We start from the raw sequence: 19,971 nt of genomic DNA, 5'->3' as shown, positions 1-19,971 counted from the left end.
CGTCGTCGGGGCGTCACGGGACGCCGGGGGGGTCCCGGCAGCGGCTCAGCGCCCCCGGAAGACCGGGGCGCGCTTCTCGGCGCGGGCGGCGGCGGCCTCACGGACGTCGTCGCTGGCCCAGCACCGCGCGAAGCTCTCGTCGATCGCGGCCTGCTCGCCCCCGTTGAGGACGAGCTTGTTGTGCGCCAGCGTCAGCGGCGCGAGCGTGGCGATCTCGTGCGCCCACGCCATCGCCGCGTCGAGGTCGCCTGCCCGGTCGGCCAGCCCGCAGGCCAGGGCCTGGTCGCGGTCGACCGTCTCGGCAGCCAGCATGAGCCGGCGGGCGATGCCCCCTCCGGCGACGGCGGCCAGCGTGCGCATCGTCCACGCGTCGACGGCCATGCCGTTGCGGGCGGTGGGCACACCGAACTTCGCGGTGCGGTCGGCGACGCGCAGGTCGCAGGCCAGCGCGAGCTGGGTCCCCGCGCCGATCGCGGGCCCGTTGACCGCGGCCACCAGCGGCACCGGCAGCCGGGTCAGGCCGTGGAGCATGCCGTAGAGCGCGTCGAGGAACTCCTGGCCGTAGACGCCGCCCAGGTCGGCACCGGAGCAGAACGCCGTGCCGGCGCCGGTCACCACGATGACGCGCGCGCCGTCGTCCACGGCCTGGCGTGAGGCCGCCGCGAGCTCGCGGCACAGCGCGAGGTCGAGCGCGTTGCGCCGCTCCTCGCGCCGCAGCTCCAGCACGGTCACCGGCCCGTCAGCACGCGTCCCCAGCATGCGCCGGAGCCTACTGTCACACTCGGGCGCTCCCGGTCGTCGTACGTGATGACAAGCGCCACACCGGCGCCACCGGACCAGAGGAGAGACCCATGACCCACGTCGTCGACTTCACCGACGTCTCCACCGAGGGCCTGGAGTCCTCGCCCGTCGCCGAGGCCCTCGCCGGCCTGCGCGCCAACGAGGCGCGCTACTTCAAGAACAAGTACGACGCCACGTTCGCCACCGAGCCGGCGACCTCCGGACGGGGCAAGGAGCTCGCCGACCACGTCGCCCGCGTGCTCGAGGAGGAGCGCGGCATCGTGATCGCCTCGCCGGCCCTCGAGGCCGCCGAGCTCGACGTCGACGGCATCCGGTGGACGCACGTGTTCCACGAGTCCGGGCTGGCGGTCAACGTGCTCTACACCAAGCAGGACGGCGGCAAGCGGGCCGTCGGGTTCAAGCTGGCCGAGGGCATGGACCCGCCGGAGGAGCTGTCGGCCTTCAAGTGGGCGCGGCAGAAGTCCAAGCTGGCCGGCACGATCCGAGGCTCCTACTTCGTGGTGAAGGGCGAGTACTGACCCGGGCGGCCCGGCCTCCGGGGCGGCACCGGGGTCAGGCCCGCGGGTCGACCATCGTCATGCCCGCGAGCTCGGCCGAGTCGAGCCGGGGCAGGAGCTCGGCGGCCCCCGCAAGGCCGATCGTGCGCCGGACGAGGCGCTGCGGCTGCAACGACCCGTCGGCGATGAGCGCGAGCATCTCGGGGTAGTCGGCGGCCGCCATGCCGTGGCTGCCGAGGACGTCGAGCTCCCACGCGACGACGCGGTCCATCGGCAGGCGGGGGTGCCCGGCCGCCGCGGGGAGCAGCCCCACCTGCACGTGCCGGCCCCGGCGACGCAGGCTCCGGAGGGCGTCCGCGCAGGTCTGCTCGCTGCCCACGGCGTCGACGGCCACGTGGCTCCCTCCTCCGGTCAGGTCGGCCACCGCTGCGGGCACGTCGGTCCCGCCGGTGGTCACGAGGACCGTGTGCGCACCCAGCTCGGAAGCGAGCTCCAGGGCGGCCGGGTTGCGGTCGACCGCCACGACGCGTGCCCCCAGGGCCCGGGCGACCATGACCGCGCTCAGCCCCACCCCTCCGGCCCCGACCACCGTGACCCACTCGCCGGTCGCGACCCGGGCCCGGTGCCGCAGGGCGCGGTAGGCCGTCGCGAAGCGGCAGCCCAGGCTCGCGGCCGTGGCGAGGTCGACGCCCTCGGGCACGGCCACGAGGTTGGTGTCGGCGGCGTGCAGGGCGACCTGCTCGGCGAAGGAGCCCCAGTGCGTGAAGCCCGGCTGCTGCTGGTCGGGACAGACCTGCGCCTCGCCGGCCCGGCACCACTCGCAGCGGCCACAGCCGCACACGAACGGCACCGTCACCCGGTCCCCGACGCGCCACCGCCCCACCTGGGCGCCCACCTGCACCACCACGCCGGCCAGCTCGTGGCCCGGCACGTGCGGGAAGACGAGCTCGTCGTGACCGGCCCAGGCGTGCCAGTCGCTGCGGCACATGCCGGTGGCCCCGACCTCGACCACCACGCCGTCGTACGGCGCGACGGGGGCGTCCACCTCCCGCACCTCGGGTCGGGACCGGACGTCATCGAGGACCACGGCGAGCACGCCTCAGCCTCGCAGGGGTCAACGGGACAAATCAGCCGGGGCGGGTGCCGACCGGTACCTCTTGGCAGGACGGACGTCCTGACTGCGGCAGTCGGCATAGGTGGGACGCATGAGGCGGACTAGGGTTCGGGTTATGCAGCCCACACATCCCGCCACTGTCCTGGTCGTCGACGACGAGCCCGACGTGCGCGAGATGGTGCGCGCCTTCCTCGAGATCGGCGGCTTCGACGTCGTCGCCGAGGCGGTCGACGGCGCGGAGGCCGTGCAGCAGTACCTCGCCCTCGACCCCCCGCCGCTGCCCGACGTGGTCGTCCTGGACAACCGCATGCCGATGATGACCGGCCTCGAGGCCGCCGCGCGCATGCTCGAGCGCAACCCGCAGCAGAAGATCGTGATGTTCTCCGCGCACCTCGACGACGCGACCCGGGCCCAGGCCCAGGACCTCGGCGTCGCGGCCTGCCTCGACAAGACCAAGCCGGCGCGGCTGCCCGTCGTGCTGCGCGAGCTGCTCGCCGCCTGACCCGCCTGACCCGTCGGCCCCCGTCGAGCTCAGGCGACCTCTGCGTCCTGCCGTGCCTGCCGGGCCTCCCGGACGTGCCGGGCCACCGCGGTCGCGGCCGCGCGCCCCGCGCGGTTGCCGCCGATCGTGCTCGCCGACGGGCCGTAGCCGACCAGCTGCACCCGCGGGTCCGCGGCTGCCGTGGTCGCGCTCTGCACGTCACGGGTGGACATGACCAGGCGGATGCCGCCGGCAGGGGTGCGCAGGCCGAGGGGGCCGAGGTGCCCGACCGCCGGGCGGAAGCCGGTCGCCCACACGATGACGTCGACCGGCTCGACGGTGCCGTCGGCCCAGCGGACCCCGTCGGGCTCGATGCGCTCGAACATCGGCCGCCGGTCGTAGGCGCCCAGCCGGGCCGCCTCCTGCTCCTGCGGCCGCAGGGCGAGACCGGTGACCGAGACCACCGAGGCCGGCGGCAGCCCGCGGCGTACGCGCTCCTCGACCAGGGCGATCGCCGCACGACCGTCGAAGGGGTCCGAGGCGTCGCGCCAGACGGGCTCGCGACGGGTGGCCCAGACCGTGTCGGTCACGGGCCGCAGCTCACCGAGGAGCTGGATGGCGCTGGCCCCACCGCCGACGACGAGGACCCGCCTGCCCCGGAAGTGCTCGGCACCCGGGTAGTCCGCGGTGTGAAGCTGCTCGCCGCGGAACGACGATCGCCCGGGGTAGGACGGCACGAACGGGCGGCTCCACGTGCCGGTCGCGTTGACCACGGTGCGCGTGGTCCAGCTGCGGTCGCCGGCGCGGACCACGAGCAGGTCGCCGCTGCTCTCGACCCGGTCGACGCGGACCGGGCGCAGCACGGGCAGGTCGTGTGCGCGCTCGTAGTCGGCGAACCAGGCCGGGATGACGTCGTTGGCCCGGTGGCGCCCCCGCCCGGGAGCCGGGCCGTCGGGGAGGTCGGCGACGCCGTGCACGTCGTCCATCGTCAGGGAGTCCCAGCGGTGCTGCCAGGCGCCGCCGGCGGACTCCTCGGCGTCCAGCACGACGTGCGCCAGGCCCAGCCGCTGCAGGTGGTAGGAGGTCGACAGGCCCGCCTGGCCCGCCCCGACGACGACCGTGTCGAGTGGCTCGAGGGGCTCGAGGGGGCGCCGGTCGGTCATGTCCGTGCAACACCGCACGCGCCGCGGCTATGCCGGGCGGTCCGGTGGCGCGGGGCTGGTGCGGAGGCCGACGGCCGGGCCTCCGGCCCACCCCTGCACCGGAGGCCACGCCGTTCGAGCGGTACGTCCCCTCTCGCACGCGCGACACCAGCCGTTCCGCCCCGAGCAGGGGACGGCTGCGACTTCCCACCAGAGACAACTGCAATTGACCAAGAGTTGTCAATCGGAACGGCCGAAATGCCCATGCTTCGGTCCATCGATTGAAGAACCGGGCCGCGGCCCAGCAGACTCACCCCCATGAACCCCGCCCAGGAAGCCGCGCTGCGCGCCGTCGACCCGGTCGCGCTGGGCGAGCGGATCAAGGCGGCCCGGGTGCGCAGTGGGTTGCGCCAGGCGGAGATCGGGGGCAAGGACGTCTCGGTCGCGCACGTCTCCCGGATCGAGGCCGGCAAGCGGCGCCCGTCGCCGGCCCTGCTCGAGTCGTTCGCGCAGCGGCTCTCACTCTCGGTCGACGACCTGCTGTGGTCCCCCTACGGCGACGTGGGCGACGAGACCCGGCTCGAGATCGACTTCGCCGAGCTCGCGCTGGAGAACGCCGACGCCCGGGCGGCCGAGCGACACGCGCGCTCCGCCATCGAGGCGCTCCCGGTCGGGCACCCCCTGGGCGCCCGCGCGGCGTTCCTCCACGCCCGCGCCCTGGAGGCCCAGGGCCGGTTGCGGGAGGCCGTGGCCGAGCTCGAGCCCCTCGCGGTCTCCGGCACCGTCAGCAGCGCCAACGCCGCCGTCGCGCTGTGCCGCTGCCTGCGCGAGACCGGTGACCTCGCCCGCTCGATCGAGGTCGGCGAGGACGTCCTCCAGACGCTCCGCGACTCCGGCCTCATGGGCACCGACGACGCGGTCCAGCTCGTCGTGACCGTCGCCGCGGCGTACTTCGAGACCGGTGCGGTCGCGGTGGCCGCCCGGCTCTGCCGCGAGGCCATCGCCTCGGCCGAGGCCCTGGGGTCCGCCAAGGCCCGCGCCGCGGCGTACTGGAACGCGAGCATGGTCGAGGCCCACCAGGGCCACGTCGCCGAGGCGCTCCCGCTGGCCAAGCGGGCCCTCGCGCTGCTCTCGGAGGGGCGGGACGCCCGCAACCTGGCGCGGCTGCGCTGCATGCTCGGAGTGCTCCAGCTGCGCAGCGACCCGCCCCAGCTCGACGAGGCGTTCGCGACACTGACCAGTGGCGCCGAGGAGCTCCGTGCGACCAGCGCGAGCCCGGTCGACCTGGGGCGCAACGCCGCGGGGCTGGCGCGGATCCACCTGATGAAGGGCGACCTCGTGGCGGCCGAGCGCCTGGGCAACGAGGCGGTCGACCTGGTCGCGGGGAGCGGTCCGCTCGTCGAGGCCGACGCCCGGTCCGTGCTCGGCCAGGCGGCCGCCCGCCAGGACCGGCCCGACCTGGCGCAGGCCGAGTTCCTGCGAGCCGTGGCCCTGCTGACCTCGAGCGGGGCCGACCGCAGCGTCGCCGAGCTGTGGTACGAGCTGGGCGCCTGCATGGACGACCTCGGCCTGGTCGCGGAGGCGCGCGACGCCTTCCGCCGCGCGGCCGCGTCGGCCGGCCTCTACCTCCACCCGGGCACGGCCCCCCGCGGCGAGGCCGACCCCTCGCGGCTCCTGCCCACGGGCACCCCCGGCTCCTGAGCGTGACCGACGGCGACCGCGGCCCCGTGGGGCTCCCCGGGCACCGGCCGGGGACGCCCGGCTACCGCCGGGTGGTCGGCGCCCTCGTCGCCGCCGGCCTCGCGACGTTCGCGCTGCTCTCCAGCACCCAGGCGATCCTGCCCGAGCTGAGCCAGGCCTTCGCGGTCTCACCCTCGCCCGGCCGCTCCCCCTGGTGGTCGCCGGCATCGGCCTGCTGACGGCGGGGTTCTTCGCCGTGCACGGCATCGCCAGCGGCTGGGTGCCCGTGCGGGCGCACGCCGGTGGGGTGTCGGCCGGCCAGGCCGCCTCGCTCTACCTCGTGGCCTACTACCTCGGCTCGTCGGTCTTCGGCAGCCTGGCCGGCTATGCCTGGTCGACCCACGCGTGGGCCGGGGTGGTCGCGCTCACCACGGGCCTGCTCGGCGTCACGGTCGCGGCCGCCCTGCTGCTGCGGCGCACGCCGTCGCTCCTCTGACCCGCCCCTGTCGTCCTCGGCTCTTCCAGCTAGATCACCACGCCGAGCAGCAGCACGAACACCAGGCCGCTGACCGACAGCACGGTCTCCATCAGCGACCACGACTTGATCGTCTGGCCGACGGAGAGCCCGAAGTACTCCTTGACCAGCCAGAAGCCGGCGTCGTTGACGTGGCTGAAGAACACCGAGCCGGACCCGATCGCCAGCACCACCAGCGAGGTCTCCCCCGTCGACAGGCCCTCGACCAGGCCGAGCATCAGCGCCGAGGCGGTGATCGTGGCGACGGTGGCCGAACCGGTCGCGAGGCGGATCAGCACGGCGAGCACCCAGGCCAGCAGCAGCACCGAGACGTCGGCGCCCTTGGCCCAGTCGGCCAGCAACGTGCCGATGCCGGTGTCGACGAGCACCTGCTTGAACCCACCGCCGGCGGCGACGATCAGCAGGATCCCGGCGATCGCGGGCAGCGAGCTCTCGACCGACGTCGTGACCGCGGCGCGGTCCATGCCGGAGGCGTGCCCGAGGGTGAACATCGCGACGACGACCGCGGCCAGCAGCGCGACGAACGGGTTGCCGATCACGTCGAAGACCTGCTGCACGCGGCGCTCCGGGTCGTCGACCACGATGTCGACGATCGCCTTGGCCATCATCAGCACGACGGGCAGCAGGACGGTCGCGACGGTGCTGGCGAACGCCGGGCGGGTGGTCTCGGCGCGCTCCTCCCGGGCCTCGAACAGCTCGGGGGCGGGCACGTCGACCCAGCGCCCGGCGAGGCGGCCGAACAGCGGACCGGACACGACGACCGTCGGCACCGCCACGAGCACACCGAGCATGAGGGTGGTGCCGAGGTCCGCCCCCAGCGAGGAGATCGCCACCAGCGGACCGGGGTGCGGCGGGACCAGGCCGTGCATCGCGGAGAGGCCCGCGAGGGTGGGGATCCCGATCGCGATGACGGAGAGCTGGGCGCGGCGGGCGACGAGGTAGATCACGGGCATGAGCAGCACGAGGCCGATCTCGAAGAACATCGGCAGGCCGATCAGCGCCCCCACCCCGGCCATCGCCCAGGGCAGGGCACGGCGCGAGGAGCGCCCGACGATGGTGTCGACGATCTGGTCGGCGCCGCCGGAGTCGGCCAGCAGCTTGGCGAACATCGCGCCCAGGGCGATGAGCGCGCCGACGCCCGCGGCCGTCGCACCGAAGCCGGTGGAGAAGCTGGCGATGACGTCGTTGACGTTCTGGCCGGCCAGGATGCCGACCGCGAGTCCACCGAAGATCAGCGCGAGGAACGGGTGCAGCTTGGCCGCGGTGATGAGCGCGACGATCAGGCCGATCGCGACGAGGGCCGCGACGACGAGCTGCGTGCCGGAGGCGACCGGCTCCACGAGCGGTGCCGGGTCGGCGAGCGGGACGAACGGGACGGTCATGCGGTCTCCTCCGGAGTGGTGGTGCTGGTCGTGCGGGTGGCGTAGTGGTCGACGATCGCGTCGACGCCCTGGTCGACGTCGACGACGAGCCCGCGCTCGTCGGGTGCGAGCGGCTCGAGGGTGCGGAACTGCGAGTCGAGCAGCGAGGCGGGCATGAAGTGGCCGGGCCGGCTGGCCTGGCGACGGGCGATCACGTCGCGGTCGCCGTGCAGGTGGAGCAGCTCGAGGTCGGGGGCGTGCTCACGCAGCCGGTCGCGGTAGGACCGTTTGAGGGCCGAGCAGCTGATCACCCCGCCCTGCTCGCGGTGCTCGTGGAGCCAGGCCCCGATGGCGTCGAGCCAGGGGCCGCGGTCGTCGTCGTCGAGGGCCTCGCCGGCCGACATCTTGGCGATGTTGGCCGGGGGGTGGAAGTCGTCGGCGTCGGCGAACGGCACCCGCAGGCGCTGCGCGAGCGCGGCCCCGACGGTCGACTTGCCCGACCCGGAGACGCCCATCACGACGACGAGAGGCGGCTGGCTGGTCATGGGAACTCCTCGGGACGGCGATGTGACGGCTCCCACAGGGTGCGGCAAAAGATATGATCTTTGCAAGACCTACTGGCGATTAACTACGATCTTTGCGTGGACCGACGCCCGCACGGAGCCCTGCACGGAGACGTGCTCGACGCGCTCGGCACGCGCATCGCCTCCGGCGCGCTGGCCACGGGGGCGGTCCTCACGCTCGACGGCATCGCCCGCGCGCACGCCGTCTCGATGCCCGTCGCCCGCGAGGCCGTCCGCGTCCTGCAGTCGATGGGCCTGGTCACCTCGCGGCGACGCGTGGGCGTGACCGTCCAGCCCCGGTCGGCCTGGAACGTCTTCGACCCCCGGGTGATCCGCTGGCGCCTCGAGGGCGAGGACCGCACCGCCCAGCTGCTGTCCCTCTCCGAGCTGCGCCGCGGCTTCGAGCCGGTCGCTGCCGCCCTCGCGGCCGAGCGCGCCACCCCCGCACAGGGCCGCGCCCTCGCCGCGGCGGTGGCCGACATGGAGGTCCACGGCCGCAGCGGCGACCTCGAGGCCTACCTCGTCGCGGACCAGGTCTTCCACCGCACGCTGCTGGAGGCCAGCGGCAACGAGATGATCGCCGCCCTGGCGAGCACGGTCGACGAGGTGCTGGCCGGTCGTACCCACCACGACCTCATGCCGGCGCGCCCCAACCCGGTCGCCATCGCGTTGCACGACGAGGTCGGCAGCGCCGTACGACGGGGCGACGCACCCGGCGCGGAGCGGGCGATGCGCCGCATCATCGACGAGGCGGCGGACGCGATGCGCGAGGAGCAGGGCGGCTGAGCAGCCCGTCGGCGGCGGGCGTCCAGCCGGCTCAGGCCGAGAGGTCCTCGCCGTCAGCGTCGGGGACCACGTCCACGCCGAGCCCGTCGACGTAGGCCTGCGCCTCCCTGCCGTCGCCCGGCTCGCGCGTGAACAACGGGATGAGTGCCAGCACCATCCAGCCGAACATCTGCGGCGGGTAGTGTCCGGGCGTCATCGAGGCGCGCAGCGCGAGGCCTTGCGCCACGGCGGTGACGGCGGAGCCGATGGTCTCGGTGGTGAAGGGTGGCCGGACCTCTCGCCCGAGCAGCTCCATGAGGCCCTCGTAGGTGAGTCGCGCCTCGCCGTCGAGGCCTTCGTAGTGCGTCGCGACCGCCTCACGGAACTCGTCGTCGTGGAGGGCGCGGTTCCACATGAGCAGCTCCGTCACCGTCTGCGGGTCGCGTGCGGTTTCCTCTGGGACCGGGCCGCCGGCTGCCGTGAGGGCCTCGGCGAACGGCTTCCCCGCACCGAGCTCGACGAGGAGCCGCTCGACGGTGTCGTTGAGGTTCTTCGACATCGAGGGCCTCAGCACGAACCCGATGAAGTCCTGCAGGTAGGCCTCGAGGGTCGGCCACTGATGAAAGAACGCTCCCGTCGTGCGACCGGCCTGGTTCGCCACCTTGGCCGCTGTCAGGTGGCCGAAGGCCGCGGAGGCCGGCTGCTCCATCAAGAGGGTGAGCCCGGCCTCGAGGAGCTCGGCCCGAGTCTGGCTCGACGCCTTGTCGTGGGAGGTGCGTGACTTCGCCATGGACACCATCGTAGTGAGTGCGTAGTGAAAAGTACGTAGTTCGTACTACGAATTCCTTGACAGCACCGAAGCGGGCACCTCACACTCGTCGCATCACAGATTGCGTAGTACGTACTACGCACAACGAGAGGAGCCCACCATGATCCCCCTCCCCCGCCGGTCCGCAGCCCGCCGCACAGCGGTGGCCTCCGGTCTCGCGTTGACGCTCGGCCTGGCCGCCGGTGCCTTCACTCTCACCACCTTCGCTGCCTCCCCCGCCCAGGCACTGTGCCCCCGCGACGACACGGACTGCGGGCCGGACATCGACCCGGTCGACCCGGCCGACCCGACACCTCCGCCGCCGGTGCAACCGGTCGCGCGCTTCGGCTGGCGCGTTCCCTCCCTCGGCGGCACGGTCTCCACCCCCTCTCCGGCCTCGACCGGAAGCCTGGTGCTCGACGCATGCGCCTCGAACGGCGGCCCGAGCGGGACTGCGGCCTACCAGTGGGCGATCCACGACGTCGCCTCGGGTCGCACCACCTCCTACAGCTCCACGTCCTGCCGGACCACCGTCGGAGGCCGTCCCCTCAACGGGCACTGGACCGCCGACCTGCGCGTCGTGGCCAACGACGGCTCCGTGGCGACCGCGAGCCACGACCTGCCTTTCCGCGACTCCCTGGTGGTGCAGCTCGGGGACTCGGCCGCCTCCGGCGAGGGCAACCCGACCCATGCCAGGCCGGCAGCCTTCGACGACAACCAGTGCGACCGCTCGAGCAATGCGGCCGCGCAGCTGGCCGCCAACCGACGGCGGAGCCAGCTGGGGCCCCACGCGACGCTCACTCTGTGGAACCTCGCCTGCTCGGGGGCGGCCATCGTCACCGCGCCCAACGGTCACGGCGGGGTGCTCCGTCCCTACGGCGGGCAGCAGCCCGCCTACGGCCCTGTGCTGCCGCCCCAGGTCGACCAGCTCCGCGCGTTGATGAGTGCCAGCGGACGCCAGCCCGACGCCGTGCTGGTCACCGCGGGAGCCAATGACACCGGGTGGGCGGACCTGGTCATCCAGTGCTACTGGATGAACAAGATCGGCCTCGGCCTTGTCGTCTGCGAGCGCGAGCTCGGGTACGACGTCCAGGCCAGGCTCGGCTTGGTCGAGCCCGCGTTCCGCCAGCTCTCCAACCGCCTTCACACCCAGCTCCCGGACCTTCCGGACAGTCGCATCTACCTCACCGAGTACTGGGACGCCACCCACGACGACCGGACCGCCACGACCGACCCCATCGCAGGTCCCGGCTACTCCTGGTGGTGCCCGCGTGACGCGATGGCGCCCGCGGCCTCCAGCCGCAAGTGGGGCTACCGCAACGTGGTCGTGCCTCTCAACGCCCACATCCAGCGGGCCGCCGGCGAGCACGGTTGGCACTATGTCGGCGGGATCATGGGTGACTTCCGACGCCACGGCCTCTGCGCGACCAACCCGTGGGTCGTGAGCCCCACCGAGTCCAGGGGCCGCCAGGGCAACTTCAACGGCTCGTGGCACGCCAACCTCGCGGGCCAGCAGGACATCGCGACCCGTCTCCTCGGCAGCGGCGCCTTCGACGTCTCCGTTCGGGCCCCTGCCTTCTGAGCACTCGCAGCGACACTCCCGCAGCGGCTCCCGGACACGTCCGGGGGCCGCTGCGTGCCGGCGCCGGAGGGGTGTCTCCCCTAGGACCGCGGGATGACCGTCAGGACCCGCTCGGTGTGGACGCGGAACTCCTGCATGAAGCCGCTCAGGAAGCCCGCCGTCGACTCGTCGAGGACCTCGCCGTCCGGCCCGAAGTACTCGGGCCGGAAGTGCACGTAGGCCTCGGGGGCCGTCATCTGTCGTGCGTTGCAGAAGCTGAGCACCCCGCGCAGGCTCTGCTGCGCCACGGCGGTCCCGATCTGGCCGACCGAGGCCCCGATGACCGCCGCGGGGAGGTGGTCGAAGGAGTTCTGGCCCCACGGGCGCGAGGCCCAGTCGGAGTCGGGACTGTAGAGGGGCAGGCTGCCGACGAAGTAGCCGACGCGATCGGGACCCATGGTGCGCTCCGTTCGGTGGGGTGGGGGGCGGGTCGGGTCGCCGACCCGTCCCTCCCACCCTGCGCCCACGGGCACCGTCAGGAGAAGGCGGAGCGCGACCGGGCCGGGCGCGCTCAGGTGGCCCGGGCCTCCTGCTCGGGCGACGCCGGCCGGGCCAGGGGGCCGGTCGGCTGGGCGAAGGCGATCACGTTGCTGTCGAAGGTCTTTCCGTCCCAGTCCGCGCACGTGACCATGACCAGCCGGCCGTGGTGGCGGTCCTGGCCGAAGACCTCGACCGCGCGACGGGCCAGCCTCCTCTTGGACCAGGTCACCACGCGCGTGACCTTGTAGTCGACCTCGCCACCCTGGTCGGTGATGCTGACCAGGTCACCCTCGGTCAGCCTGGCCAGGTCGTTCATCACGCCGCCGCCCTCGTGCACGGTGTGGCCGGTCAGGACGGTCTGGCCGTGCTTGGCGCCGGCCCCGGCGCTGGCGTCCCACCACCCGACGTGGTCGACGTCGGCGGGAGGTGCCAGGACGCCGTCGTCCTGGAGGGCGATCGGCACGATCGGGGCGTCGACGTGCAGCCGCGCGACCTTGAGCATCGGGGACTGCGCGGCCGGCCTGGTGTGGTGCCTGCCGTGCCGGGCGTGGTGGTTCTCGCCCGGGAGCTCGGGGAACGCGACGTCGTGACCGGCTGCGGTGAGGGGGGTGTCCTCGTCGAGGTCGGTGAACGCCGCGGTGCCGAACGAGACCAGGCTGCACAGCAGAGCCGCCACCACGGCCAGGGAGGCCCCTGGCCGGGTGGCGGCTTCTGCACGGAGTGTTGCCAGGTCACCGGCCAGGGTGCGCGTGCTGCCCGGGGGGGTCGACATGCGCTCGGTCCGGTCGGTCTCGTGCGGTCCGCTGGTCCGTGCTCGGCTCAACGACGAGCGACGCGTCGGGCGCGCGCGGTGCCGAGACCGAGGGCCGCCAGGCCCGCGGCGACCAGCCCGATGAGCCCGCCGTGCCCGCCACCCTCGGTGCCGGCGTCGACCGCGGTCGGCACGTCGGGCCGGTCACCACCCTGCGGGCCGTTGGGGGTCGGGGTCGGTGCCACCACGGCTCGGGCGGCCGGCCCGCAGCCGACGTTGGCGATGTTCAGGTCGACCACGACCGGGGCGCCGAACTGCTGCGCGCCGGGGAGCACCTCGACCGAGAGCCCGGTGACGTCGATGGAGCGGCCCGTGCGGGTCTGCTTGTTGAGCGTGATGTCGAGCAGGTTGTCCTGCACCGCCTGCAGGGCGGGCTGCAGCTGGGTGACGACCTGGGTGACGACCTGGTCCTGCACGGGGTCGATCAGGTTGGCGAACACCGGGTCGGTGATCTGGTCGAGCTGGTCGTTGAGCGCCGCGCGCAGGTCGTCCAGGATCAGCGCCACGATCTGGTCGGACTGGGCGATCACGTGGGTGTTGGGCGCCGGCTCGGGGTCGAAGCCCTGGGTCAGCGGCACGTCGCCGACCTGCGGGATGACCAGGCGCACGTCGCCGTTGGCGAGCACCGTGCGGCCTGAGGACTGCCCGTCGAACCGGCAGGAGGCCTCGACCGCCCCGACGTCGAGCACCAGGCCGGCGTTGCCGAGGTTGGCCTGGACCTGGTCGACCGCCGCCTGCAGGCCGTCGGTCACCTGCTGGACCGCGTCGGCGCCGCCCGGCAGCGCGCCGAGGGCGTCGAGCAGGGTGTCGAGCGAGGTGCCGGTGCCGCGCACCACCTCGGCGTCCAGCAGCGTGTCCAGCTCGAGGTTGGCCAGCTGCAGGTTGATGTTGTCGCCGGGGGTGAGGCAGTTGGTGTCGCCGATCTCGATGACGTTGGCGACGCCGCCGTCACCGGCCACCCCCGAGCAGGCGGCGCTGCGGCCGTTGTTCGCGGCGGTGGCGTCCTGGGCGAGGACCCCGATCCCGGCGTAGGGCTGGCCGCTGAGCACGTCGACCGGCGGGTTGACGGTGTCGTTGGTCTTCTTCTCGCCCGTGCCGTCGTTGGAGGCCTTGACCTGGCCGGTGTCGCCGGACTGGCCGAGGATCGTCGCGGTGAGGGCGTTGGCGTCCGCCTGGGCGCCGTCGTCGGTGGCGGCGTACGCCGCGGCAGGAGTGAGCATCGCCAGGCCGGAGACCCCGGCGACGCAGAGGAGCGTGAGGGTGTTGTTCATGTGACTGGGCCTCCCAGGAACACCGCGGCGTCTCCGCGGTGAGGTGTTCGAGGACCGTAGGGGGTGGGGGGAATCACATTGTTGAAACACGCCGGGAAATGCAGAAGAAATCAAATCGTTGCATCACTCCAGTCACACGGAATCCTGCGGAATGCAGTCACGGTGTTTAGCCGACCCGCCCCGGATTCTTTACCTTCGGCGCGACACGCTCGCTGACCTGCGGGTTCGAGATCGTGCATTTCGTGAGGTGCCCGCAGCAGAGGAGGGAGAGAAAAGCGCGGGCGCACCGGGGAGCGCCTCCGCCCGGCTGGACGGTAGGCCCGGTTCGAGCTCAGGCAGCAGCTCGGTCGGCGACGGGCGCCGCCGGGAAGAAGCGGCGGGCCCACAGGCTGACGTAGACCAGCCCGACCAGGGCGGGCACCTCGATCAGCGGTCCCACGACCCCGGCGAGCGCCTGGCCGGACGCGACGCCGAAGACGCCGATCGCGACCGCGATGGCGAGCTCGAAGTTGTTGCCGGCCGCGGTGAAGGAGACCGCGGTGGCGCGCTGGTAGTCCAGGCCGAGCGCCCGGGTCAGCACCATGGACCCGCCCCACATCAGCGCGAAGTAGACGAGCAGGGGCACGGCGATCCGGGCCACGTCGAGGGGCCGGTTGGTGATGGTGTCGCCCTGCAGGGCGAAGAGGATGACGATGGTGAACAGCAGGCCGTACAACGCGGCGGGCCCGATGCGGGGCAGCAGCGTCGACTCGTACCACTCGCGTCCCCTGGCCCGTTCGCCGAAGGTCCGGGTCAGGTAGCCCGCCAGGAGCGGGATGCCGAGGAAGACCAGGACGGACCGCGCGATGCCCCACATGGAGACGTCGAGCGCGTTCTGCTCCAGGCCCAGCCACCCGGGCAGCACCTGGAGGTAGAACCAGCCGAGCACCGCGAAGGCCAGGATCTGGAACACCGCGTTGAGGGCGACCAGGATGGCCGCGGCCTCACGGTCGCCGCAGGCCAGGTCGTTCCAGATCAGCACCATCGCGATGCAGCGGGCCAGCCCGACGATGATCAGGCCGGTGCGGTAGTCCGGGAGGTCGGGCAGCAGCAGCCAGGCCAGGGTGAACATCAGTGCCGGCCCGAGCACCCAGTTGAGCAGGACCGAGGTCACCAGCAGGCGCTTGTCCCCGGTGACATGTCCGAGCTCGTCGTAGCGCACCTTGGCGAGCACGGGGTACATCATCACCAGCAGGCCGACGGCGATCGGCAGGGAGACCGACCCGATCTCGACCGAGGCCAGCGCGTCGTCCAGGCCCGGCACGGCCCGGCCGAGCACCAGGCCGAGCACCATCGCGGCGATGATCCAGACCGGGAGGAACCGGTCGAGGGTCGAGAGCCGGCGCAGCACGGCTGCGCCGGCCTCGGTCGAGCGGGCTTGGAGAAGCTCCGGCGGTGAGCCGCCGGGTGAGTTCGACACCCTGTCCATGCTGACACTCTGCCGGACTCAGCCCCCCTCGCTGAACGCGCACGACCCTTCGTGGCCGCGGGGCAGGATGCAGGTGGCTCCGGTGGGCAGGTGGACCTGCGCACATCCTCCGCCGCGGGCCGCACCCTCGTCGACGGCGGCGTTGTGCACCGTGAGCGGGTCGGCCGCGGTCAGCTGCGCGGCGTCGTGGTCGGGATGCGGATCGGGGCCCCGGTCCATGGACGGATCACCTCACTCCTCTCGCTGCGCCGCCCGCGACCCGGATCGGTCGCAGGCGGCAACAGGTGATGAGGCCAGGTCCCCGAAGCGTGTTCCGGGACCTCCTGCCCCCACCGTCCTCCTGGAAGGCCGAAAAGCCCAGCCGGCCGCGCCATTGCGCTGGGAACACCGACCCGTGGCTAGCCCACGACGACAGGCCTCGCCTGGGTCGACGCCGGGTAGCCTGGCACTCAGGCCACCCCGGACCTCGGCGGCACCGTTCCGCACGAGTCGAGGTCGGCCATGTCCCTCACATCCTCCCCGCAGCACGGCACCGGCTACGGCGACCTCGCCCGCGAGATCCGCGAGCGCGGGCTGCTCGCCCCGCGACCGTGGTTCTACGTGAAGGTCGCCGCGCTGCTGCTCGTCGCCACCGCCCTCGCCGTGGCCGCGATGGTGCGGTGGCGCGACTCGTGGGCGTTGCTGGCCCTGGCCCCCGCCCTCGCCGTCGTCTCGACCCAGTTCGGCTTCCTCGGTCACGACGTGGGGCACCGCCAGGTCACCCGCGACCCCCGCCGGAGCAGGATCCTCGGGCTGCTCAGCGGGAACCTCATGACGGGACTCAGCTACGACTGGTGGGTCGCCAAGCACAACGCCCACCACGCCCACCCCAACGACCTCGAGACCGACCCCGACGTGCGCGCCGGGGCGCTCGTCTTCGACGCCCGGCAGGCGGGAGAGCGCCGTGGGTTCGCGGCCTGGGTGACCCGTCACCAGGCAGCGCTGTTCTTCCCGATGCTCCTGGTCGAGGCGGTCAACCTGCACGTCTCGGGCGTGCGCCACGTGCTCCGGCGCGGGGTGCCGTGGCGAGGCGCCGAGGCCATCCTGCTGGCGCTGCACGCCGTGGGGTACGTCGGCCTGCTGCTGGCCACGCTGACGTGGCCGCAGGCCCTGGCCTTCGTCTCGATCCACAAGGCGCTGCAGGGCCTGTACCTGGGGGTGTCCTTCGCGCCCGGCCACAAGGGGATGCCGGTCCTGGACGGCGAGCAGGCGGCCGACCCGCTGCTGCGCCAGGTGATGACCTCACGCAACCTCCGTGGGAGCCGGGTCCTCGACACGGCGCTGGGTGGGCTGAACTACCAGATCGAGCACCACCTGTTCCCGAGCATGCCGCGCCCCCACCTGCGGCTGGCCCAGCCGGTCGTCCGGGAGTTCTGCCGCTCGCGAGGCGTCACCTACACCGAGGTCCCCCCGCTCGCGTCGTACGCCGCGGGGCTGCGGCACCTCCAGGCCGTGGGGGCCGGCCTCCGGAAGGCGCGCTGACCCCGAGCGCGGTCAGCGGAGCGCCGTGCCGGGATCGCGCGCGGAGCGACGTGCGCGGTAGGCCGCCGCATGGGTCCGGTCGGCGCACGCGCCTTCGCAGAAGGCCCGTGAGCGGTTGCGGCTGAGGTCCACCAGCACCCGGTCGCACCCCCGCGCGTGGCAGGTCTTGAGGCGACCCAGGTCCTCGGCGCGGAGCAGGTCCACGACCGCCACCGCGGCCTCGACGGCCATGCGGTGGGCCAGTGGCGCGTCCTCCGCGGCGGCGTGCAGGTGCCACCCGTAGGGCCCGTGGCGCACGACGCGCGGGGTGGCGTCGTACTCCGCGAAGAGGGCGTTGAGGTCGTCCACGACCGCGGTCTCCGGGGAGGTCCACCAGGCCCGCAGGCGCGGGCGGAGGTCGCGCACCTCGTCCAGGGTGGCGTTCCGGGTCGGCACCAGGCCGCTCCACGACCACTCCACGAGGAAGGAGCGCAGGGCCGCGAGGTCGGGCAGGCCCTCCCCCGCGGTCGGGTCGACCTCCGACGGCATCGTGTTGACCAGGGCGACCGCGCCGCGCAGCGCCATCTCCGTGTCATGACCGAACATCGATTGACTCCTGACGGGACGACGACCTAGCGTCAGCACTGTTCCAGAAGTAGATCCTGACTGTCGAGCGCCCGCCGCAGCTGGTCCCACCCCCGAGAGGAACCGCCGATGCCCTCCGCCGCCGCCACCGGGCAGGACCACCTGGCCCACCTGGACCTGGCCGACCCGCGCTTCGACACCACCTCGGCCGAGGTCCGGGCCGCGCGCGAGGCGGGCTGGCTGGCCACCACGTCCTACGGCTTCGCCGTCCTGCGGTACGACGCCGCCAACGAGCTGCTGACCGATCGGCGGTTCCGCCAGGGCAATGCACGCTGGCCCGAGCAGAACGGCGTGACCGAAGGACCGTTCCTGGAGTGGTGGCAGCGGGTGCTGCTGAGCATCGAGGGCGACGACCACCACCGGCTCCGACGGTTGCTGCTGCCCGCCTTCAAGCGCCAGAGCATCCTGCGCATGCAGCCGCAGTTCGTCGCGATCGCCGAGGACCTCATCGCTGGCTTCGCCGGTCGAGGCGAGGTCGAGCTGATCAAGGAGTTCGCCGAGCCCTACTCCTCGCGCATCCTGTGCCTGCTGCTCGGCCTGCCCGAGGAGGAGTGGGAGCAGGTCGCGCACTGGGCCGACGACCTCGGCCGGTCCTTCGGGATCAAGGTGGCCGAGGACCTCCCCCTCATCGAGGCAGCCCTCGAAGGACTCACCTCCTACGTCGAGGCCGCCATCGACGACCGGATCCTCCACCCGCGGGACGACCTGGTGACCACACTCGTCGAGGCGCACGCCCGGGACGCCAGGCTCACCCGCGACGAGCTCGTCGTCGCGCTGGTCTTCCTCGCCTTCGCCGGCATGGAGACCACGCGCAACCAGATCGGCCTGGCCGTGCAGACCCTGCTCCGTCACCCCGACCAGTGGCGGCTCCTCGGAGAGCGGCCCGAGCTCGGCGAGCCGGCGGTGGAGGAGGTCATGCGGGTCAACCCGACGGTGACGTGGGTGACCCGCGAGGCGGTCGAGGACGTCGAGTTCCGCGGCGTGCCCTTTCCGGCCGGCTCGATCCTGCAGGTGCTCTCCCACGCGGCCGGCACCGACCCCGCAGCCGTGACCGACCCCGACCTCGACATCACCCGCGCACGCGAGCGCCCGCCCCACCTCGGCTTCGGCAAGGGGGTCCACCACTGCCTCGGGCACTTCGTGGCCCGCGTCGACATGGCCGTCGCGCTGCCGATGCTCGCCGCGGCGATGCCCGACGCGGAAGCGCTCGCGGGCGGCGAGTGGCTGCCCGTGTCCGGGAACACCGGCGCGATCTCGTACCCGCTCCGGTTCACTCCCCGCAGCCACGGCTGAGGGCGTCCGCTGCCGCGGTCGGTCCATGGGCAGCGACGGCCCGCTCACACCAGCAGGTGGACTCCTGCCAGGGAGACGCCGGCCACGACGAGCGTGGACGCGGCGGCCAGCACCAGCGCGCGGCCACTGCTGCGCACCAGCGAGGGCAGGTGCACCCCGGTGCCCATGGCGAAGAGGGCCGCACCGAGGACCAGGGTCTGTGCCGTGCCCACCACCTCCAGCGCCGCAGGCGACAGCACCCCCGCGCTGCGCAGGGCCACGCAGGCCAGGAAGCCGACCACGAAGAGGGGGACGAGCGGTGGCCGGGTCCCGGTCGCGCCCGAGGACGCCGGCCGCCTGCGGCGCAGGATCCCGACCCCGGCCACCACCGGCGCCAGGAGCAGCACCCGCGTCAGCTTGACCACGACGGCGATCCCCACCGCGGCCCCGCCCGCGGGTCCGGCAGCGGCCACCACCTGGCCGACCTCGTGCACGCTCGCGCCGACCCAGGCGCCGTACTGCGCGTCGCTCAGCCCCAGCGGCTGCTGGAGGAGCGGGAGCACCACCATCGCCACGGTGCCGCAGATCGTCACCATCGCGATCGCGACCGCGACGTCGTCCTCCTCCGCCTCGGCGGTGTCCCCCATCGCGGCCACGGCAGAGGCGCCGCAGATCGCGAACCCGGTCGCGATCAGCAGGCTGGTGGCGGCCCCCAGGCCGAGGCGCGTCCCGAGCCAGCACCACGAGCGTGCTGACCAAGGTGACCACGACCAGCACGACCATGGGTCCACCCAGCCGGACGATCGCCACCACGGACAGCGAGCAACCGAGCAGCACGACACCGAGCCGCAGCAGCCTCCGGGTGGCCAGCGCGAGCCCTGGACGCGCCGCCTCGGGCAGCACCCCGACGTTGGCTGCCGCGGCGCCGAGCAGGACCGCCCACGTCAGGGTCCCCACCGGGCTCAGGAGCCGGTGGGCGAGGACGGAGGCCAGGACGCCGGCGACGGCGACGGCGACCCCCGGCCCGTGGCGACGCACGGGCCCCGGGGTCTGCGTGGTGGAGTCGGCGACGACGACGGAGAGGAGCACACACCCAGGCTCTGCCGGCGCGATTGACGACGGTAGACGTCGCTTCCGCATGAAGTCATACGCTGCG

21 protein-coding genes and 1 pseudogene are annotated in these 19,971 nt (G+C 73.2%); 9 read left to right on the top strand and 13 right to left on the bottom strand.

What is annotated here, in order from left to right; all coding sequences use genetic code 11:
• Positions 1-45: 45 nt before the first annotated feature.
• A complete protein-coding gene (locus J2S63_RS13990; RefSeq protein WP_310303370.1) occupies positions 46-759 on the bottom strand; it encodes an enoyl-CoA hydratase in 714 nt (237 codons plus the stop codon).
• Between the two features lie 92 nt (positions 760-851).
• Here J2S63_RS13990 and J2S63_RS13985 point away from each other — a divergent pair, with 92 nt between their 5' ends.
• A complete protein-coding gene (locus J2S63_RS13985) occupies positions 852-1,319 on the top strand; it encodes a DUF8821 family protein (RefSeq protein ID WP_310303366.1) in 468 nt (155 codons plus the stop codon).
• Between the two features lie 34 nt (positions 1,320-1,353).
• On the opposite strand, the gene J2S63_RS13980 is transcribed toward J2S63_RS13985, so the two are convergent.
• Positions 1,354-2,343, bottom strand: a complete 990-nt coding sequence (locus J2S63_RS13980) for a zinc-binding dehydrogenase (RefSeq protein WP_310303363.1) — start codon at positions 2,341-2,343, stop codon at positions 1,354-1,356.
• Positions 2,344-2,527: 184 nt separating this feature from the next.
• Between J2S63_RS13980 and J2S63_RS13975 the strand changes: the two genes are divergently transcribed.
• Complete coding sequence (locus J2S63_RS13975) at positions 2,528-2,914, top strand: response regulator transcription factor (protein WP_310303360.1); 387 nt, start codon at positions 2,528-2,530, stop codon at positions 2,912-2,914.
• Between the two features lie 29 nt (positions 2,915-2,943).
• Here J2S63_RS13975 and J2S63_RS13970 read toward each other — a convergent pair whose 3' ends face one another.
• Positions 2,944-4,056: an NAD(P)-binding domain-containing protein gene (locus tag J2S63_RS13970; protein WP_310303356.1), complete on the bottom strand. Its 1,113-nt coding sequence runs from the start codon at positions 4,054-4,056 to the stop codon at positions 2,944-2,946.
• Positions 4,057-4,353: 297 nt separating this feature from the next.
• Between J2S63_RS13970 and J2S63_RS13965 the strand changes: the two genes are divergently transcribed.
• From J2S63_RS13965 to J2S63_RS13955, 3 genes are read left to right on the top strand one after another with little or no spacing between them, the layout of a single operon-like run.
• Positions 4,354-5,736 (top strand): helix-turn-helix domain-containing protein, encoded by a 1,383-nt coding sequence (locus J2S63_RS13965; protein ID WP_310303354.1) that lies wholly within the window; start codon positions 4,354-4,356, stop codon positions 5,734-5,736.
• Between the two features lie 2 nt (positions 5,737-5,738).
• The gene (locus J2S63_RS13960) at positions 5,739-5,954 is read left to right on the top strand and encodes a hypothetical protein (RefSeq protein ID WP_310303351.1); all 216 of its coding nucleotides are present in this window, start codon (positions 5,739-5,741) and stop codon (positions 5,952-5,954) included.
• A complete protein-coding gene (locus J2S63_RS13955; RefSeq protein ID WP_310303348.1) occupies positions 5,930-6,211 on the top strand; it encodes an MFS transporter in 282 nt (93 codons plus the stop codon). Before J2S63_RS13960 ends, J2S63_RS13955 begins: the two co-directional genes overlap by 25 nt.
• A gap of 29 nt (positions 6,212-6,240) precedes the next feature.
• Here the strand turns inward: J2S63_RS13955 and J2S63_RS13950 are convergent, their stop codons facing one another.
• Complete coding sequence (locus J2S63_RS13950; RefSeq protein WP_310303345.1) at positions 6,241-7,632, bottom strand: GntP family permease; 1,392 nt, start codon at positions 7,630-7,632, stop codon at positions 6,241-6,243.
• Positions 7,629-8,156 (bottom strand): gluconokinase, encoded by a 528-nt coding sequence (locus J2S63_RS13945; RefSeq protein ID WP_310303342.1) that lies wholly within the window; start codon positions 8,154-8,156, stop codon positions 7,629-7,631. The genes J2S63_RS13950 and J2S63_RS13945 overlap by 4 nt, the downstream gene beginning before the upstream one ends.
• A gap of 96 nt (positions 8,157-8,252) precedes the next feature.
• Here J2S63_RS13945 and J2S63_RS13940 point away from each other — a divergent pair, with 96 nt between their 5' ends.
• Positions 8,253-8,960, top strand: a complete 708-nt coding sequence (locus J2S63_RS13940) for a FadR/GntR family transcriptional regulator (RefSeq protein WP_310303339.1) — start codon at positions 8,253-8,255, stop codon at positions 8,958-8,960.
• 31 nt (positions 8,961-8,991) lie between these two features.
• Here J2S63_RS13940 and J2S63_RS13935 read toward each other — a convergent pair whose 3' ends face one another.
• Positions 8,992-9,729 carry a TetR/AcrR family transcriptional regulator gene (locus tag J2S63_RS13935; RefSeq protein ID WP_310303335.1) on the bottom strand — a complete coding sequence of 246 codons (738 nt, stop codon included), beginning with the start codon at positions 9,727-9,729 and terminating at the stop codon, positions 8,992-8,994.
• A 139-nt stretch (positions 9,730-9,868) separates the two neighbouring features.
• Here J2S63_RS13935 and J2S63_RS13930 point away from each other — a divergent pair, with 139 nt between their 5' ends.
• Positions 9,869-11,329: an SGNH/GDSL hydrolase family protein gene (locus J2S63_RS13930; protein ID WP_310303333.1), complete on the top strand. Its 1,461-nt coding sequence runs from the start codon at positions 9,869-9,871 to the stop codon at positions 11,327-11,329.
• 80 nt (positions 11,330-11,409) lie between these two features.
• Here J2S63_RS13930 and J2S63_RS13925 read toward each other — a convergent pair whose 3' ends face one another.
• The 5 genes from J2S63_RS13925 to J2S63_RS13905 form a co-directional block, all read right to left on the bottom strand.
• A complete protein-coding gene (locus J2S63_RS13925; protein WP_310303330.1) occupies positions 11,410-11,766 on the bottom strand; it encodes an NADPH-dependent FMN reductase in 357 nt (118 codons plus the stop codon).
• Between the two features lie 113 nt (positions 11,767-11,879).
• Positions 11,880-12,620 (bottom strand): class F sortase, encoded by a 741-nt coding sequence (locus tag J2S63_RS13920; protein ID WP_310303328.1) that lies wholly within the window; start codon positions 12,618-12,620, stop codon positions 11,880-11,882.
• A gap of 47 nt (positions 12,621-12,667) precedes the next feature.
• Positions 12,668-13,930, bottom strand: a complete 1,263-nt coding sequence (locus J2S63_RS13915; RefSeq protein ID WP_310303325.1) for a hypothetical protein — start codon at positions 13,928-13,930, stop codon at positions 12,668-12,670.
• Positions 13,931-14,261: 331 nt separating this feature from the next.
• On the bottom strand, positions 14,262-15,398 hold the full coding sequence (arsB, locus tag J2S63_RS13910) for an ACR3 family arsenite efflux transporter (protein ID WP_310303322.1): 1,137 nt from the start codon (positions 15,396-15,398) through the stop codon (positions 14,262-14,264).
• 18 nt (positions 15,399-15,416) lie between these two features.
• Positions 15,417-15,617: a hypothetical protein gene (locus tag J2S63_RS13905; RefSeq protein ID WP_310303319.1), complete on the bottom strand. Its 201-nt coding sequence runs from the start codon at positions 15,615-15,617 to the stop codon at positions 15,417-15,419.
• Positions 15,618-15,899: 282 nt separating this feature from the next.
• Between J2S63_RS13905 and J2S63_RS13900 the strand changes: the two genes are divergently transcribed.
• A complete protein-coding gene (locus J2S63_RS13900) occupies positions 15,900-16,919 on the top strand; it encodes a fatty acid desaturase family protein (protein ID WP_310303316.1) in 1,020 nt (339 codons plus the stop codon).
• A gap of 12 nt (positions 16,920-16,931) precedes the next feature.
• Here J2S63_RS13900 and J2S63_RS13895 read toward each other — a convergent pair whose 3' ends face one another.
• Positions 16,932-17,504, bottom strand: coding sequence for a CGNR zinc finger domain-containing protein (locus tag J2S63_RS13895; RefSeq protein WP_310303313.1), 573 nt, complete (start codon positions 17,502-17,504; stop codon positions 16,932-16,934).
• A gap of 108 nt (positions 17,505-17,612) precedes the next feature.
• Between J2S63_RS13895 and J2S63_RS13890 the strand changes: the two genes are divergently transcribed.
• Positions 17,613-18,836 (top strand): cytochrome P450, encoded by a 1,224-nt coding sequence (locus J2S63_RS13890; protein WP_310303310.1) that lies wholly within the window; start codon positions 17,613-17,615, stop codon positions 18,834-18,836.
• 44 nt (positions 18,837-18,880) lie between these two features.
• On the opposite strand, the pseudogene J2S63_RS13885 reads toward J2S63_RS13890, so the two are convergent.
• Positions 18,881-19,955: pseudogene (locus J2S63_RS13885) on the bottom strand (YeiH family protein).
• Positions 19,956-19,971: the final 16 nt, after the last annotated feature.

Source organism: Nocardioides marmoribigeumensis (assembly GCF_031458325.1).
GTDB lineage: Bacteria > Actinomycetota > Actinomycetes > Propionibacteriales > Nocardioidaceae > Marmoricola_A > Marmoricola_A marmoribigeumensis.
Note: the sequence above shows the minus strand (reverse complement) of the source record. Positions and strands in the feature narration are given on the sequence as shown.

Bases quoted from the DNA above. Each gene is read 5' to 3' on its own strand.
- J2S63_RS13965 (WP_310303354.1), top strand. From the start codon at position 4,354: ATGAACCCCGCCCAGGAAGCCGCGCTGCGCGCCGTCGACCCGGTCGCG.
- arsB (WP_310303322.1), bottom strand. From the start codon at position 15,398: ATGGACAGGGTGTCGAACTCACCCGGCGGCTCACCGCCGGAGCTTCTC.
- J2S63_RS13890 (WP_310303310.1), top strand. From the start codon at position 17,613: ATGCCCTCCGCCGCCGCCACCGGGCAGGACCACCTGGCCCACCTGGAC.
- J2S63_RS13920 (WP_310303328.1), bottom strand. From the start codon at position 12,620: ATGTCGACCCCCCCGGGCAGCACGCGCACCCTGGCCGGTGACCTGGCA.
- J2S63_RS13905 (WP_310303319.1), bottom strand. From the start codon at position 15,617: ATGGACCGGGGCCCCGATCCGCATCCCGACCACGACGCCGCGCAGCTG.
- J2S63_RS13900 (WP_310303316.1), top strand. From the start codon at position 15,900: ATGTCCCTCACATCCTCCCCGCAGCACGGCACCGGCTACGGCGACCTC.
- J2S63_RS13970 (WP_310303356.1), bottom strand. From the start codon at position 4,056: ATGACCGACCGGCGCCCCCTCGAGCCCCTCGAGCCACTCGACACGGTC.
- J2S63_RS13895 (WP_310303313.1), bottom strand. From the start codon at position 17,504: ATGTTCGGTCATGACACGGAGATGGCGCTGCGCGGCGCGGTCGCCCTG.
- J2S63_RS13915 (WP_310303325.1), bottom strand. From the start codon at position 13,930: ATGAACAACACCCTCACGCTCCTCTGCGTCGCCGGGGTCTCCGGCCTG.
- J2S63_RS13930 (WP_310303333.1), top strand. From the start codon at position 9,869: ATGATCCCCCTCCCCCGCCGGTCCGCAGCCCGCCGCACAGCGGTGGCC.
- J2S63_RS13990 (WP_310303370.1), bottom strand. From the start codon at position 759: ATGCTGGGGACGCGTGCTGACGGGCCGGTGACCGTGCTGGAGCTGCGG.
- J2S63_RS13925 (WP_310303330.1), bottom strand. From the start codon at position 11,766: ATGGGTCCCGATCGCGTCGGCTACTTCGTCGGCAGCCTGCCCCTCTAC.
- J2S63_RS13975 (WP_310303360.1), top strand. From the start codon at position 2,528: ATGCAGCCCACACATCCCGCCACTGTCCTGGTCGTCGACGACGAGCCC.
- J2S63_RS13950 (WP_310303345.1), bottom strand. From the start codon at position 7,632: ATGACCGTCCCGTTCGTCCCGCTCGCCGACCCGGCACCGCTCGTGGAG.
- J2S63_RS13985 (WP_310303366.1), top strand. From the start codon at position 852: ATGACCCACGTCGTCGACTTCACCGACGTCTCCACCGAGGGCCTGGAG.
- J2S63_RS13945 (WP_310303342.1), bottom strand. From the start codon at position 8,156: ATGACCAGCCAGCCGCCTCTCGTCGTCGTGATGGGCGTCTCCGGGTCG.
- J2S63_RS13935 (WP_310303335.1), bottom strand. From the start codon at position 9,729: ATGGCGAAGTCACGCACCTCCCACGACAAGGCGTCGAGCCAGACTCGG.